The 14,377-nt window shown below is 52.0% G+C and carries 13 protein-coding genes; all 13 read left to right on the top strand.

Annotated features, from left to right (window positions below; genetic code table 11):
- Positions 1-6: 6 nt before the first annotated feature.
- Positions 7-525, top strand: a complete 519-nt coding sequence (locus J7E85_RS30555; RefSeq protein WP_215163780.1) for a TetR/AcrR family transcriptional regulator — start codon at positions 7-9, stop codon at positions 523-525.
- Between the two features lie 137 nt (positions 526-662).
- A complete protein-coding gene (locus J7E85_RS30560; RefSeq protein ID WP_215163781.1) occupies positions 663-1,658 on the top strand; it encodes an NAD-dependent epimerase/dehydratase family protein in 996 nt (331 codons plus the stop codon).
- A 352-nt stretch (positions 1,659-2,010) separates the two neighbouring features.
- Positions 2,011-2,478: an RNA polymerase sigma factor gene (locus J7E85_RS30565; RefSeq protein WP_215163782.1), complete on the top strand. Its 468-nt coding sequence runs from the start codon at positions 2,011-2,013 to the stop codon at positions 2,476-2,478.
- Positions 2,475-3,683 (top strand): hypothetical protein, encoded by a 1,209-nt coding sequence (locus J7E85_RS30570; RefSeq protein WP_215163783.1) that lies wholly within the window; start codon positions 2,475-2,477, stop codon positions 3,681-3,683. Before J7E85_RS30565 ends, J7E85_RS30570 begins: the two co-directional genes overlap by 4 nt.
- Positions 3,684-3,703: 20 nt before the next feature.
- Positions 3,704-3,901: a hypothetical protein gene (locus J7E85_RS30575; protein WP_076322834.1), complete on the top strand. Its 198-nt coding sequence runs from the start codon at positions 3,704-3,706 to the stop codon at positions 3,899-3,901.
- A gap of 167 nt (positions 3,902-4,068) precedes the next feature.
- Positions 4,069-4,686: a TetR/AcrR family transcriptional regulator gene (locus J7E85_RS30580; protein ID WP_215163784.1), complete on the top strand. Its 618-nt coding sequence runs from the start codon at positions 4,069-4,071 to the stop codon at positions 4,684-4,686.
- Positions 4,661-5,353, top strand: coding sequence for a YqeB family protein (locus tag J7E85_RS30585; protein WP_215163785.1), 693 nt, complete (start codon positions 4,661-4,663; stop codon positions 5,351-5,353). Before J7E85_RS30580 ends, J7E85_RS30585 begins: the two co-directional genes overlap by 26 nt.
- A 402-nt stretch (positions 5,354-5,755) precedes the next feature.
- On the top strand, positions 5,756-7,462 hold the full coding sequence (locus J7E85_RS30590) for an amylo-alpha-1,6-glucosidase (RefSeq protein ID WP_215163786.1): 1,707 nt from the start codon (positions 5,756-5,758) through the stop codon (positions 7,460-7,462).
- 618 nt (positions 7,463-8,080) lie between these two features.
- Complete coding sequence (locus J7E85_RS30595; RefSeq protein WP_215163787.1) at positions 8,081-9,826, top strand: cache domain-containing sensor histidine kinase; 1,746 nt, start codon at positions 8,081-8,083, stop codon at positions 9,824-9,826.
- The gene (locus tag J7E85_RS30600) at positions 9,807-10,979 is read left to right on the top strand and encodes a response regulator transcription factor (RefSeq protein ID WP_483311353.1); all 1,173 of its coding nucleotides are present in this window, start codon (positions 9,807-9,809) and stop codon (positions 10,977-10,979) included. The genes J7E85_RS30595 and J7E85_RS30600 overlap by 20 nt, the downstream gene beginning before the upstream one ends.
- Before the next feature lie 141 nt (positions 10,980-11,120).
- On the top strand, positions 11,121-12,398 hold the full coding sequence (locus tag J7E85_RS30605) for an ABC transporter substrate-binding protein (RefSeq protein WP_215163789.1): 1,278 nt from the start codon (positions 11,121-11,123) through the stop codon (positions 12,396-12,398).
- 23 nt (positions 12,399-12,421) lie between these two features.
- Positions 12,422-13,429 carry a carbohydrate ABC transporter permease gene (locus J7E85_RS30610; RefSeq protein WP_215163790.1) on the top strand — a complete coding sequence of 336 codons (1,008 nt, stop codon included), beginning with the start codon at positions 12,422-12,424 and terminating at the stop codon, positions 13,427-13,429.
- The gene (locus J7E85_RS30615; RefSeq protein WP_215163791.1) at positions 13,426-14,238 is read left to right on the top strand and encodes a carbohydrate ABC transporter permease; all 813 of its coding nucleotides are present in this window, start codon (positions 13,426-13,428) and stop codon (positions 14,236-14,238) included. Before J7E85_RS30610 ends, J7E85_RS30615 begins: the two co-directional genes overlap by 4 nt.
- The last annotated feature ends 139 nt before the right edge of the window (positions 14,239-14,377 follow it).

Consider the following 14,377-nt stretch of genomic DNA (forward strand, 5'->3'; position numbering starts at 1 on the left):
GTAGAAATGGCTAGAGCGTCAACCTCTGCGAATCGGCGGAATGATATCGTGGCGGCAGCCATCGAAGTGTTTGCAGAGATCGGATATTATCGTGCGACCACGGCTCAAGTTGCCGAACGGGCAGCGATATCCCAGCCATACGTCTACCGGTTCTTTACCAAGGAATCACTGCTTGTGGAATCGCTGGCTGTCTCCTGGAAGCGCATCGTGAAGGCATTTCAAGTGGTGATCGAATCAGCTTCTCCAGAGAATCTGGAGTCGGGATTGATCCGGGCGTACGAAGGGATCATGCAATCGCATCGCAGCGAGATTCTGCTCCAGATGCAGGCGCAGACGATTCAGGACGCGCCTATCCGCGAAGCGATGCAGCAGGGAATGAATGAGGTGAAGGATCTCGTGGAGAATGCTTTTGTGGAAGCGGGATTTGGGGATGCCGATAAGAAAACCTCCTATTTTCTGGCCCGGGGTATGCTGTGCAATATCGCCATGGCGCTGGATATGCCGAATATGATGCCCAAAAGATAGAGCATGCTCAGGTGCATTTCTTAGTACCACACCGCGTACCGCATGGGTAGTGCGCGGTGGAGGAAGGGCATCTTATTTTTTAAATCATTTGTAATTGGTCAATCAATAACAAAAATAATTTTTGGGAGAGATTCATGATGAAAAAGGCGATTGTTCTGGGTGCAACAGGTGGCGTAGGAGCTCCATTGACTGCGGAGTTGGTTACGCGTGGAATTCAAACGGTGGCTTTCGGCCGCTCCATGAAGAAGCTGAATGAGCTGGCTGATCAGCTGGACCATTCTCCTCTGCTTACACTGGAGACGGGTGATGCATTTAAACAGGAGGATATCATAAGAGCCGCGGGGAGAGCTGACGTTATATTTCACAGCGCGAACATTCCCTATCACGAGATGGAGTCAAGGCTGTTGCCTCTAGGTGAATCGGTGATGAAGGCTGCGGAGAAGATGGGAGCAAAGGTTGTAGTGGTGGATGGTATCTATCCATATGGCAGACGGTTAATGGAAAGGGCAACGGAGGAGCATCCAAAAAAACCGCATACCCGTAAGGGCAAAGTGAGATTGGCCTACGAGCAATTGATATTCTCGTCGCGTTGGCATAAGGCAAAGCCTCTTATCGTACGGCTTCCCGACTATTACGGTCCTTCCGCACAGGCATCCTATCTATCCGTAACGATGGAAGCTATTGCGGCAGGCAAGCCAACCGCGTTCATAGGCAATATGAGCGTTCCCCGCGAGTACGTATATTTGCCGGATGCCGCCCGGATGATTGTGGAGATTGCCACGAGAGAGGAATCCTACCGGCAGAACTGGCATATCCCCGGACCGGGTGTTATTTCAGGCCAAGAGCTGGTACGGATTGCGCAGCAGGCTGCCGGAAAGCGCAAGACCGTGATGCCGCTGGGACGAATTGGGCTATCGCTGATCGGGTTATTCAATCCGGTGATGAAAGAGGTGGTTGAGATGCTGTATTTGACCGAGGAACCTCTGGTGCTGAGCGGTGAAAAATATGAACGCTTGATAGGCCCGATTCAATGGACGCCCCATGAGCAGGCAATTACGGCAACGATGAGGAGTTTAATGGACAAACAAGCTCGAGAAGCAGAAGACGCAAAGCGTAGTGCAGCCACGATATAACGATATGATGCGGATGTTTTTACGAAAATTAGTAATTGATCAATCAATAATTATGCGAATCATACCTTACTTGAGTGGTTAACTCTTTAAAGGAGATAAATCTAATATGGCTAAAATTCAGCTCAAATTTATGGACGGTTTCTTGGTGGCAGTTATGCTGGTATGTGTGCTTAGCTGGTGGGATTGAGCCATCAGGGATGAAGAATCAGTTATAGGTAGACACGCTGACCGCGTAGACGGTTGGCGTGTTTTTTTATGGGCTCGAAAAAAAATTTCGGGAATATCCATCAGTTTCATTTGCTCAAACGTTATATTAACAGAAAAGACAAAACGAAAAGTGAGAGGTTGGCTAATGGAAGTATGTGATCTCTATGAAAATCTGAAGGACGATGTCCGGCGTTATGCCAGATCCATTGCCAAGCATGCTTATGAAGCGGATGATCTGGTTCAGGATGCTTTTATGAAGGCCATCAAGGAGCCGAGCCTCGCAGATCTGCCCCTTCACAAGCAAAAGGCCTGGTTCTTCAGAGTTATCAAAAATCGCATGATCGATATTAGCCGGCGGGAGAAGCGGCTCGTATCGTGGGAGGATGATCTGGATGTCGCCGAACTCCCCGTTTCAAGCGGCAACATAGAAATGACCGAATGGCTCGCCCGCTTGCCGCTGTCACAAAGCGATATCGTGTTTAAACGTTATTGGCTTGGTATGTCCAGCCAGGAAATCGGAGAACAGCTCGGCATGCCGGCAGCTACGGTTCGGTACAAATTGCAAACTGCCATCAAAAAATTGAGAAAACTATGGGAGGAAGATATGAAATGAGCAGAATGATTGGGAACGTAGGGATGCTGGATCTTACACAGGCAACGGAGGAAAGCGTAACAAGCATTGAGCGAATCGGGAATGTGGGTCTTGTGATATACCGGGCGGAGTCGGCGCACCTCCTTATGCAGTTGAAAAATGCAGGCAATATCGGCAAGACGCTTGAAATCCCGGAGGGACATCGTTATTACAGCGGCACGCTGCGGCTGGACGAAGAATATTTTCAGCTCTTGGAGCAGCCGGACCGCGTATTCGTTAACGGCACGGTCATTATCGATAAAGAAGTATCCCTTGAAGCATTCCAAAACAGCACACTGCATCTGGTGGTCAACGGCGAGGTATATGCTCACCGGCATCTGGCCGGAGCTGTTACCGCTGCGTTGATCAAAGCGGGAGGAGCCAGCGCGGAGATTTACGCTTACGAATACGAGCCCAGGTTCGAGTCTGGGAAGGTTCAATTGAACAATGCGTACCTGGCCTCCAGCAACGAGCCTATGGACCTGGTCTTCAACGGCATGGTTCATCTGGATAAGGAACTGGATATGGAGCAGTTCACGGCCCGGATTGAAAGCATCCGAGTTAACGGCAAGGCGGTTATCCATGAACATCAATCCCCTTATTTCTACGATAAACTGAAAACGATAAACGGCCTGGTCGAGGTGATCCCGGCAGGATTCGAATATGTAACCAAACCGTTAAGGCTAAACGGAAGAACCGTTCGGCGATTTAAAGGTCATAAGTTCTACACGAAGCAGCCTCTCATTATTGAGGCGGATGTGAGCCGGGATGCCTTTAGTCAGGCCGTGTCAGAGATACAGTCGACTTCGTTCATCATTTGCAGTGAGGAGATCGAGGATCTGGTCTGGGAGCGATGTCCCAGCCTGAATACGGAAATCATAAGTTACGAGCGGTTGTTTGTTTTCATTCACGGTGAAGAGACCTGGTCGAGGGATCAGTTGTTGGCTTTGGAACAACCGGCAAACTTCATTGTTGACGGGACGCTGACCTTGGACGAAGACGTGACCGAGGAAGACATTAAGGCATCAGTGTCCTCCCTGGACCTTTTCGGCGAAGTCGTTGTAGGGGAAAAAAGAATTAAAGGCATTTTGTACCCTTACCTTCGGGCAAACAATGGAAGTATTATAGTGAAGGGGACAGAAGATGAGCTTGCAGGTATTGGTAATGTCGGAATGTTGTCGCTATAAAAGAAATGAGGAATGAAACTATGAATATCAATAATGAAGATATTGCCAAACAGCATGTTCGCGATCTCCGTCAGGAATTGGAACGATGCAGGATGGCAACGAAATTGCGCTCTAAACGCAATCAAGCGGCCAACACCGCAACGACTGCACGTACAGTCGATGGAAAGTGGAAGTCGCTGCTTAATACCATCATCATGATGGGAAGAAGAATGCTCTAATCGGTTGAGCCGGTTATGGCACCAAACGAATCTATACGAATCGTCGATGCGATAAGCGTCGGCGATTTTTTGCTTTTACCTACCGATAGTTAAAAAATATTGACACTTCTCATCCTTCGGTTTAAAATTCTACCTATCGGTAGTTAAAAAGGGAGTGAAATAACACGTTGAAAAAGAAAGACTTGACCTCGCAGCAGATCGTTGAGGCCGCCATCGGATTGTTTGCGGTTCATGGCATCGAGAAGACCAGCCTTGCGATGATTGCCGGCGAGGTGGGTATTACGAAACCGTCGATCTATTATCATTTTGCATCCAAGGATGAACTGGTGGAGCGGGTCTTTGAATACATGTTCAGCGATTATCATTTCGATCATTATTTCTCCCTGACCGAAATGAACGAGCATAACTTCGCGGAGAAGCTGTACCAAGGGGGACTACGCATGTTTCCGGAGGAGGAAGAGGCTTTTATACCGGTCATCCGCCTATTGAATGAGTTCATGCTGACCGCAAACCGGAGTGCCAATTACGGCCAGCGGGTGGTTGCCATGCAGCAATCGTTCCTTGACGGCTTCCGGGAACTGATGCGGTTAGGAGCAGACTTCGGGATCATTGAGCGGCAGAATGCAGATTCCAAGGCGTATGTTCTTGCACTGGTCATTGATAATATCACGAGTTATATCATGATGGATATGCAATTGGATTACCAAGCGATATGGAGGGAAACGGTGAACAGTACCCTCAGGAAAGGAGCGGATATACTTGAATCACGGGATGGAATACAGTGACCTTGGATTATCGGCTTCTGACCGGATCCTGATTTGGGCGGTGCCGCCGTTATTAGGTGCAGTTGTCTGCTGGTTTATACCTGCAATCGCGGATTGGGCAACGGGCCTCGCCTGGGTGCCTTTTCAAGGACCGCTGGAGTTAATCGCATCCATACAGGGACCTTGGGTCGTCATCGTAACCGCTATTCTGGGCTTACTTGCGGGCATGGTACTCTCCCACATTGCCATTAAAGAAAGCCTTGCCGTTCGCCTGTCGGATCAAGAGATCAGACTCCGCATGCATGATGCCGAACAAACGTATACGAGAGACGAGGTTTCTGCGGTCTTTCTGGATGGCAAGCAGCTGGTCCTGCTGGGTACTGAGGGGCAGGAGCTCTACCGGGAGAAACCCGAAGCCAAGCGGGATGCCTTGGCCAAAGCCTTCAAGCGGCACGGTTACTCCTGGAGAGACCGCGATCCGTTCGCCGATCATTATGTCCGATGGGTTGCCGATTCGCCGGAACTGACGCCCAGCCTGAACGCGCTCTTCCTGGCACGGGAGAAGGCGATGGAGAACGAGGAAAAAGAGGATGCAGGCGATCTGCGCAGGGAACTATCGAAGCTGGGAATTACGGTACGGGATAACGGAAAAAGACAGTATTGGCGGCAGCACGGCCAGCGGCCATAACGGCCACAGCAGCAATAGCAGCCATAGCAGCAATAGCAGCCATAGCAGGCAAAGTGTCCATAGCGACATAATGGCTCACGCTGACATTGACGTAGCATCATATTAGCCGTTTCCCCGTTGAGTCCACGACTATGGAAGCAGTCGTAATTGTCCCGATCATACGTTACTCACTCATCACGCCCACCGCCGATGCCGCGATCATCGGCGGTTTTTTAATGGATCTTCGCGTTACTGTTGTTTGCCATGACATTTATTCCCCCTCTCATCGAACAAAATGACACCTCACCCGCTCAGACGAGCCTGCGGCAAACAATATCCCTCTATCGGCAAGACATCCGGCAGTCCTCTCTTCCCATGAGAAGTTTTACAATGAAAGCGATACCTCAGCGAAGGAGATGTCTTATGAATTTTGATCTGAATATCGTACCTTTCAGCCGAAGAGAGTCTTTCTTGGCAATTTCCCTCCTGCCCGCAGCAAAGGACCGCAGACCAGGACTTTACCTGCGAACCGTCCGCGGAGGAGATGACAAGTTTGGCGAGGCGTTTCTGATAGAGCTGCTAAACCGGCAGAGCGAGCCGGTTCCGTTTGAACCTATGGCATCACCCGACAAAATCAGGCTAAAGGCCTCCGATTCGGAAGGCCATGCGGACATTTGTTTATCGGACTCCCGGACCGTCCGATTCCGCTCGGAAGGCTGCGGCATCCGGCTTACCTTTTTTCCAGCAGCGTATGATTACGCCTATGAGACCCATCCGGACAGCTGGGAGGTGAACAGCTTCACGCATGGCTGCCGCTTCATGTTGACCCGGCTTGCAGGCCAGATGGGCATGGAGGTCGAATGGAACGAGATTAAGAGCTCGCGGGTGACCGCCGACTTCTCCGTGGACGCATTAACCAATATGGCGGAATTTGCGGTAGAGGAGTTCATGACCGTCATGACCCCACGCAAGGAATGGGAGTCCTTCGACGAGGCGGTTCATAGCGTCCGGGAAGATTATACCGCATGGCTGAACAACACCCTTACCGTCTCTGAGCGGTGGCAGGAAGCAAGGGAGCTCGCGGCCTATATCACCTGGTCCTGTGTGGTTCCGGCCGAAGGCTGTCTGACCCGCCCAGCCATGTATATGTCCAAGAATTGGATGACCAACATCTGGAGCTGGGACAACTGCTTTAACGCGATGGCCCTCGTGCGGCATCAGCCGGAGCTGGCTTGGGATCAGTTCATGATCTTTTTTGACCGGCAGGATGAGAGCGGACTGATCCCGGACTTCGTGAATGATAAATACGAGCTTTGGAATTGCAACAAACCGCCGATTCACGGCTGGACGCTGGCCTGGATGATGCGTCGGACCGATTTCATTAAGGAGACCCAACTGCGCGAGGTCTATGGCCCATTATCGAAATGGACGGAGTGGTGGTTCACGCACCGGGACCATGACGGCGACGGCATTCCCCAGTATAACCACGGCAACGATTCAGGCTGGGACAACAGCACAGCGTTTAATAACGGCATTCCCGTCGAGAGTCCTGATCTTGCCGCCTATCTCATTATTCAGATGGAGACGCTGGCCGAAATCGCAGGCTTGCTCGGCCTGTCCGAGGAGTCGAGCCAATGGAGACGGAGAGCGGATGATACGCTGGAGCGTTTGATTCGACACTTCTGGAAGGATGGCCGGTTCACGGCCTGCCGCTCGGGAACGCATGAGGTATCCGAGGGAGACAGCTTGCTGCTGTTCGTTCCCATCTTGCTAGGAAGACGCCTTCCCGAGCATATTCGCAAGGCTCTACTGGAAGGACTTCGGGATGAAAGCCGATTCCTGACAAGCAACGGCTGGGCTACCGAGAGCGTAAGCAGCCGCTATTATAAGGCGGACGGATATTGGCGCGGGCCGATCTGGGCTCCCTCCACGATGCTACTGGTCGAAGGGGTGGCGGCAGCCGGCGATATGGAGCTGGCGACGGAGATTGCGCAGCGGTACTGCCGGATGGTCAGTATCAGCGGCATGGCCGAGAATTTTGATGCCCTGACCGGAGCGGGGCTTCGCGATCGAGCGTTCACCTGGACCTCCAGCGTATTTTTGATTCTTGGACATGAATACACCCTATAAGTGCGTGTTCAAAAAGGTCGATTTTCAGCACCGAAGCTTATGCTTCCGATGTGCGTTTTTTCAAAACGCTTCAGTTGGATGAAGCTAGGGACGTCAGGAGCGGAGCTACACGTTTTCGCAGAAAACGCCTTCGAAAGCATCTGCTGTTTTGAGTACGTGAGCACCTGAAATGTTTCCGCAGGAAACATGCTTCGGAAGCATCTGCTTAGTCCCGGCTGAATTCAAGATTCGATGCCGAGCTGCTTCCTGATTCGCTTCGTGTTAGATATAGAATTTATTCGTTATCAGCAGAGCTGATGAAATTCTATATCGCAAGAAAACCTACTTTTGAATCGCGGTCGCTCATCCTTGATTGGCCTCGATTGGTTTTCTTATCAAAAGCGGACTTTTTTGAACAACCTCTATAACGATGACGGACAAATACTTCTTCCCGGGCTTTTGCCTTGCGGGGGAGGTGCTTTTTCCGTTTCCTCTTAGTTTCCAGTTGCCGCCTAATTACAAGCCCTTTGTTCGGGTTTATAATGAAAGCGGTATCACGGGCGGATTAGCAGTCCTGCCGCATGGCGAACGAGTGGACGAAAGTTTCACGATACGATACAAACAACGGGGAGAGTAACCATGAATCTGCAGGGGATCAAAGATCGAGTGGGCCGGCTGTTCACCGGCACCTATCACAGTATACGAACAAAGCTGCTTACTTGTTTTTTAATCGTCACCCTGATTCCGCTGTTCTCGCTTGGTGGACTTTCCTATTATCAATCCGCTAAAGTGATTAACTCCCAGTTCGGCAAATATGGCGATAACGCCGTAGCGCAGCTGGAGCAGCAGACCAGTTCGGCATTAGGGCGGATGAAGCAGACGGCGGAAACGATTTATTCCTATTTATTGGACCCGAGCCATTCGGGAATCGGAGCCGGGACGCCATCCACATACGGCGACATTATGGAGAAGAACGACTTCGAATCGTTATTGAAGTCTCTTCGGACGCAGCTGACAGCGGGAATTTACATCATTACGACCTCCGGCTATTACTATGGGGAGAACAATCTGGATGTGAATAAACTCGACAATATCCCGATGTGGAGCACGAGGCCGAAGGCCTATGCCGGGACGTATTGGCTCGGTTTTTACAAACAGGATCATTCCATCAAGAGCAGTGATAGCGATAACGTGCCGGTCATCGGGCTCGCCGTACCGATCCACCACCCGGACAAGGCTCAGGACGGCAGCATCATCCTCATTGAGGAGAGTGCCGAGGAGCTGCTGCGCAGTTATGCCAAGTTCGAGGCCGACACGCACGCCCACCTGCTCATTACATCGCCGGACGGCACGATCGTGTATGAGACGGATGCTTCGTATACGCCCCATGACAACGATGTGACCTGGTCCCGGACGCTTGGCGTCAACCAATGGACCATGGAAGCCAGAGTTCCCGCCAAGGCGTTCTATCAATCCTCGGGCATTATCCGGGCAAACACGATGGTTGTTGCCATCGTCTCCTGCTTGCTCGCTTTTGGCATCGCTTATCTGTTCTCCTCCCGGTTCACCTCACGAATCCGGACCTTGAAGGACTCGATGCAGAAGGTGAGCTTTGGCAAGCTGGATACCCGTACGCCAATCGAGGGCAGGGATGAATTGGGCAGCCTCGACATGAGTTTTAACCGGATGGTTACGGGCGTGCAGACACTGATTGGCGAAGTGGAGCAGAGCGAGCGGCTGAAAAAAGAGGCGGAGCTGCGCGCATTCCATTATCAGATCAACCCCCATCTGCTGTTCAATACACTCAACTCCATCCAGTGGAAAGCCAGGCTGCAAGGCGCGGAGGACATCCGTCAGATGCTGTATCATCTGACGATGGTGCTGGAGGGGAATTTGGATATCTCGCAGGAGCTGGTCACGTTGAACAGGGAGCTGCGCATGATCGGTCACTTTCTAAAAATCCAGGAGATCAGGTACGGTGAGGTGTTCCGTTATGAGCTGGATTGCGATGAGGCGTTTCTGCCTTATTTGATTCCACGGATGACGCTTCAGCCGCTGTTTGAAAACATTTTTTTCCATGCCTTCACCGATGGTCAGGGAGAGATACATGTCAAGGTCGAGGAGGATCATGACGAGCTGGTGCTTACGCTTCGCGATAACGGGGCCGGCATCAAGGAGGAGAAGCTCGCTCAGTTATTCTCGCCGGAGATGAAGCGGAAGGGACGCGGCGGGCTTGGCGTGCGGAACGCCGATCAGAAATTCAAGCTGCATTTTGGTCCGCTATACGGACTGAAGGTACATTCGATTAAGGGAGAAGGAACAACGATCACCATACGCTGGCCGAAAAAGGAGGAGTCTTTCGATGATGAAAGCAGGGTACTTTAAGGTGTTGATTGCCGATGATGAGAGCATTGTGCGTAAGGGACTCCGCTCCACGGTGCCGTGGGACCGATTCGGGATGGAGGTTGTGGCGGACAGCCCCAACGGTCAGGCGGCTTGGGAGGCGTTTCTGGAGTTTCGCCCGCAGGTCGTCATTACGGATATCGTCATGCCGGAAATGGATGGAATCGAGCTGTCGCGCAAGGTGAAGGAGGTCGCGCCGGAAACCCGAATCATTCTGCTCAGCTGCCATCGGGATTTCGAGTATGCCCAAGAGGGGATGCGGCTTGGCGCCTCGGGATATCTGCTGAAAACCGCCTTCGAGGACGAAGAACTCGAAGCGATGCTGGAAAAATTCCAGCGTGAGCTGTCCGATACGCCGTCCTACGCGCACGAGTTGGCAGAGCAGATTTCTGCTCACCTGTTTGCTTGGCTGAACGGTCATAGCGATCGATTCCCGGGAGAACTCCGGCAGCTCTGCAGTCGTGTGGGGCAGGGGGAGTGCAAGCCCATCTCCCTCTATCTGATCAAGACGGCGGGCTGCAGCAGCAATTGGGAGGGGCTGCTTCAGGAACAGGGCTCCGACGAGCCGGGTTTGCGCTGCAGCAAGCTGATTCACTACGGCGCGGACAGCTGCTATTGGGCCGTACCGGAGGAGTTTAAGGGAGCGGCTGACAGCTTGCTGGTGGAGATCAAGAGCCGGTGCGGGAAGCTCACATGGAATTCGCGGGAATGTCTTCAAGATTCGGAGGATGTGCAGGCAGCTTTTCAATCCTTGCATAAGGAAGCCGAGCTGGAACGGGTGTACGGTCTTAGCGGGGAGCAGTGGCCTGAGCCGATTCTGCACGCGGTCCATCTCCTGCATGAACATCCCGCGGACGAGTGGTCGGCAGCGGAGCTGGCCCAGAAGGTGGGGCTGAGCCGCAGCCATTTTTCGATCCTGTTCAAGAAAACGGTTGGCGACAGCTTCATCACATTCCAATATAAACGTAAGCTCCGCCTCGCCTATGGCCTGCTGCGCGAAACCTCCTTAACGATGCAGGAGATCGCCGAGAAGACCGGGCTTGGCGACAGCAAATATTTCAGCAAATGGTTCAAACGCTGCACAGGTCAGACGCCAAGCCAATACCGTGCCGAACAAAAAGGGGAATCATTGTAAACAAATGAACACCCGAGGACGAAAGTTCGAACAAAAATACGATCATCTGCGAATCAGCGCACGTTTTGAACCGCTTTCATCCGAGTTATGATGAAAGCGGTTCAATTCATATCAACTCAATACTTTAGGGGAGCTGACAATATGAAAAAGAAAATGTCATGGATCGCGTTGGTTTCGGTTATGACGTTAATGGCATCCTTGCTGGCCGCATGCGGCGGCAGCGGCGGGACCGGAGCATCGAAGGAGCCGGACGGCAATGCATCGGGCGCGGCGACAACGCTTCGCTTCGCTACCTGGGATACGGGAGATGCGCTGAAGATCGAGCAGGAGATCGCCAAGAAGTTCGAGGAATCGCATCCCGGCACGAAGGTTCAGGTGGAGGCTTATGCCGACGGATTCGATCAGAAGCTGGCCGCCGGTTTTGGCGCAGCCAATCCGCCGGACGTGATGTATATGTGGGATTTTCCGACGTATCACCAATCTCTGGAGCCGCTTGACGGCTACGCGTCCAAGGATGAGGATTTGAATATCGATGATTTTTACCAAGGATTGTTTAACTACGGCAAGATCGATAATCAGCTGTACGGAATCCCGGCGGGCTTTACGACCCGGGTGGTGTACTACAACAAGAAGATGTTCGACGATGCGGGCATCGCCTATCCGAGCGATGGATGGACATGGAAGGAATTCCAGGAGAATGCCCAGAAGCTGACGGATAAATCCAAGAAGCAGTATGGCTTCGGCGTACGAGCCGAGAACGATACGTATGACCTGCAAGGGTTCGTATGGAGCAACGGCGGTTCCTTCATTTCCGAGGACGGCACAACGATTGAAGGCTACATGAACAGCAAGGAAACGGCGGAAGCTATTCAGATGCTGGGCGATATGCTCAAGAACGGCTCAGCCGTCCTTACTGGAGGCAAAGGGCAGCAGAGCGGGGAGGATATTTTCAAAGCCGGCAAAATTGCCATGTGGGAGAGCGGTATCTGGCCGCTGGAATCCTTCAGGGAAGCCGGAATCGATGTGGGTACGGTAGAAATGCCAGCCTTCGAGGGCAAGCCTGTAAAGGGCGTATTGGCCGAATCCGCGCTGTCGATAGCGAAGGATTCCAAGAACAAGGATCTGGCTTGGGAGTTCATTAAGTTCTACGTATCGGACGAAGCGATCAAAATGCGCGTGGCCGACCTTCCGGTCCGGGTCAGCGTGGTGAACGAGCTGAAGAAGGATCAGGATCCGCTCTACAAGCCGTATTACACGATGCTGGAGCGTTCGGACAATACGCCGGCCTTCCTGCTGAATCCGAAATGGAACGAAGTGAACCGCCAGCTGTCGGCAGCTGTGGAATCCGTCATGTTTGGTAGCGATGCCCAGGAGGTTCTGAACCAAGCGGTGAAGGATAGCGAACGCTATTTGAAATAAACGAAGAAAGAAGGTTCGCGAATATGGCCCATACTGAAGTGCCTTACTCACAACAGCAGACAGCGGCCCCGAAGCGACTTGGACCAAAACGTTGGGGTGGGGCCGTGCCCTACCTCTTCATTTTTCCATGGATATTCGGTTTCCTGGTTTTCACGCTTGGTCCGCTGCTGTTTTCCCTCGTCATTTCGTTTTTTGATTGGCCGATCGTAGGCCAAGTGACTTTTGTCGGCATCGACAACTATGTGGAGATGTTCTCGAACGATCCGTTGTTCTGGAAATCGCTGATGGTTACGTTAAAGTTCGCGGCTTTGTTCGTTCCGCTGAACATCATCGTGGCTTTGGGACTCGCCATGCTGCTGAATCAAAAGGTGAGAGGGAGTGCATTCTTCCGCACCGCCTTCTACCTGCCGTCGGTCATTTCCGGCGTTGCCCTCGCCATGATCTGGTCGTGGGTGTACAGCGGGGATTACGGGATCCTGAATTTTTTCTTATCGCTTGTCGGCATCGAAGGCCCGGACTGGCTGAACGATACGAAGTGGTCCCTGGTCGCCATGGTTATTGCAAGTCTGTGGGGACAGGGCTCGATGATGCTTATTTTTCTGGCGGGTCTCAAAGGCATTCCGAAGGACCTGCATGAGTCGGCCTCGATAGATGGAGCGGGCAAGATCAGGCAGTTCTTCAATGTGACCATCCCGATGATCACGCCGACCCTGCTGTTTAACCTGATTACGTCCATCATTGCGGCCTTCCAGCAATTGACGCTGGCGCTTCTGCTTACGGGCGGTGGCCCGCTGAAGTCGACGTTTTTCTATGCGATGTACATGTACGAGAATGCGTTCAAGTATTTCAAGATGGGTTATTCCGCAGCCAATGCCTGGTTCATGTTCCTGATCGTGCTGACGCTGACGTTCCTCGTGTTCAAGTCTTCGGAAGCCTGGGTGTTCTATGAGGGCGAGATGAAGAAGGAGAAGGCGAAGCCAAAGCGTAACAAAGCAGGCGTACCTGCCGGCAGAGAGGGGCATTCCGCATGAAAAAGGTAATCACGTATACACTGCTCATCTTGTGCTCCCTGCTGTTCATTGCGCCGCTCTTCTGGGCGATCACGACTGCACTGAAGTCGCAGCAGGAGCTGTATCTGTTTCCTCCGAAATGGTTACCTTCCGTGTGGAGATTCAGCAATTTCGCTGAAGCCTGGAGTATTCAGCCGTTTAACCTGTTTTTGAAAAATACGCTGATCGTGACGCTGCTGTCGACGCTTGGGCAGCTCATATCGTGCACGCTGGTGGCATATGGGTTCGCACGGTTTCAATTCAAAGGACGGGACGCGCTGTTTCTGATCGTGCTCGCCACCATGATGATTCCATGGGAAGTGACCATGATTCCGCAGTATATGGAATTCAACTATCTGGGCTGGATCAATACGCTCAAACCGCTCATCGTACCGTCCTGGTTTGGTTCCGCTTATTTCATTTTCCTGCTGCGCCAGTTCATCATGACCTTGCCGAAGGAGCTGGATGAAGCGGCAACGATTGACGGGGCGGGCAAAATGATGGTTTTGCTGCGGATCATCGTGCCGCTGATGGGACCTTCGCTCATACTGGTGGCCGTGTTCCATATGATGAGCTGCTGGAACGATTATCTGGGTCCGCTTATCTTCCTGAACGATCAGACGAAATATACGCTGACGCTAGGATTATCCCAATTCAAGGGCATGCATGGCGTCGATATGCAATCCATTATGGCGGTCACCTGCCTGATCTCGATCCCGCCGCTGGCCGTATTTTTCTTTGCGCAACGTTATATCGTTGGCGGCATTGCCACGACGGGGATCAAGGGGTAACCGTGCCGGTGATAAGAGGCATCCACGATTGATATGAAGCATAATGCAGCATCAGAACATAGAAGTGCGTGTTCAAAAAGTCATGGAAAAGATGACTTTTTGAACTACCTCTAGAAGCTTAGACTGCTTGGGAAAGGAT

The organism is Paenibacillus sp. ISL-20 (genome assembly GCF_018613005.1).
Lineage (GTDB): Bacteria > Bacillota > Bacilli > Paenibacillales > Paenibacillaceae > Paenibacillus_AQ.

Coding starts and splice junctions, on each gene's coding strand:
- J7E85_RS30555 (WP_215163780.1), top strand. CDS start 7: ATGGCTAGAGCGTCAACCTCTGCGAATCGGCGGAATGATATCGTGGCG.
- J7E85_RS30560 (WP_215163781.1), top strand. CDS start 663: ATGAAAAAGGCGATTGTTCTGGGTGCAACAGGTGGCGTAGGAGCTCCA.
- J7E85_RS30565 (WP_215163782.1), top strand. CDS start 2,011: ATGGAAGTATGTGATCTCTATGAAAATCTGAAGGACGATGTCCGGCGT.
- J7E85_RS30570 (WP_215163783.1), top strand. CDS start 2,475: ATGAGCAGAATGATTGGGAACGTAGGGATGCTGGATCTTACACAGGCA.
- J7E85_RS30575 (WP_076322834.1), top strand. CDS start 3,704: ATGAATATCAATAATGAAGATATTGCCAAACAGCATGTTCGCGATCTC.
- J7E85_RS30590 (WP_215163786.1), top strand. CDS start 5,756: ATGAATTTTGATCTGAATATCGTACCTTTCAGCCGAAGAGAGTCTTTC.
- J7E85_RS30595 (WP_215163787.1), top strand. CDS start 8,081: ATGAATCTGCAGGGGATCAAAGATCGAGTGGGCCGGCTGTTCACCGGC.
- J7E85_RS30600 (WP_483311353.1), top strand. CDS start 9,807: ATGAAAGCAGGGTACTTTAAGGTGTTGATTGCCGATGATGAGAGCATT.
- J7E85_RS30605 (WP_215163789.1), top strand. CDS start 11,121: ATGAAAAAGAAAATGTCATGGATCGCGTTGGTTTCGGTTATGACGTTA.
- J7E85_RS30610 (WP_215163790.1), top strand. CDS start 12,422: ATGGCCCATACTGAAGTGCCTTACTCACAACAGCAGACAGCGGCCCCG.
- J7E85_RS30615 (WP_215163791.1), top strand. CDS start 13,426: ATGAAAAAGGTAATCACGTATACACTGCTCATCTTGTGCTCCCTGCTG.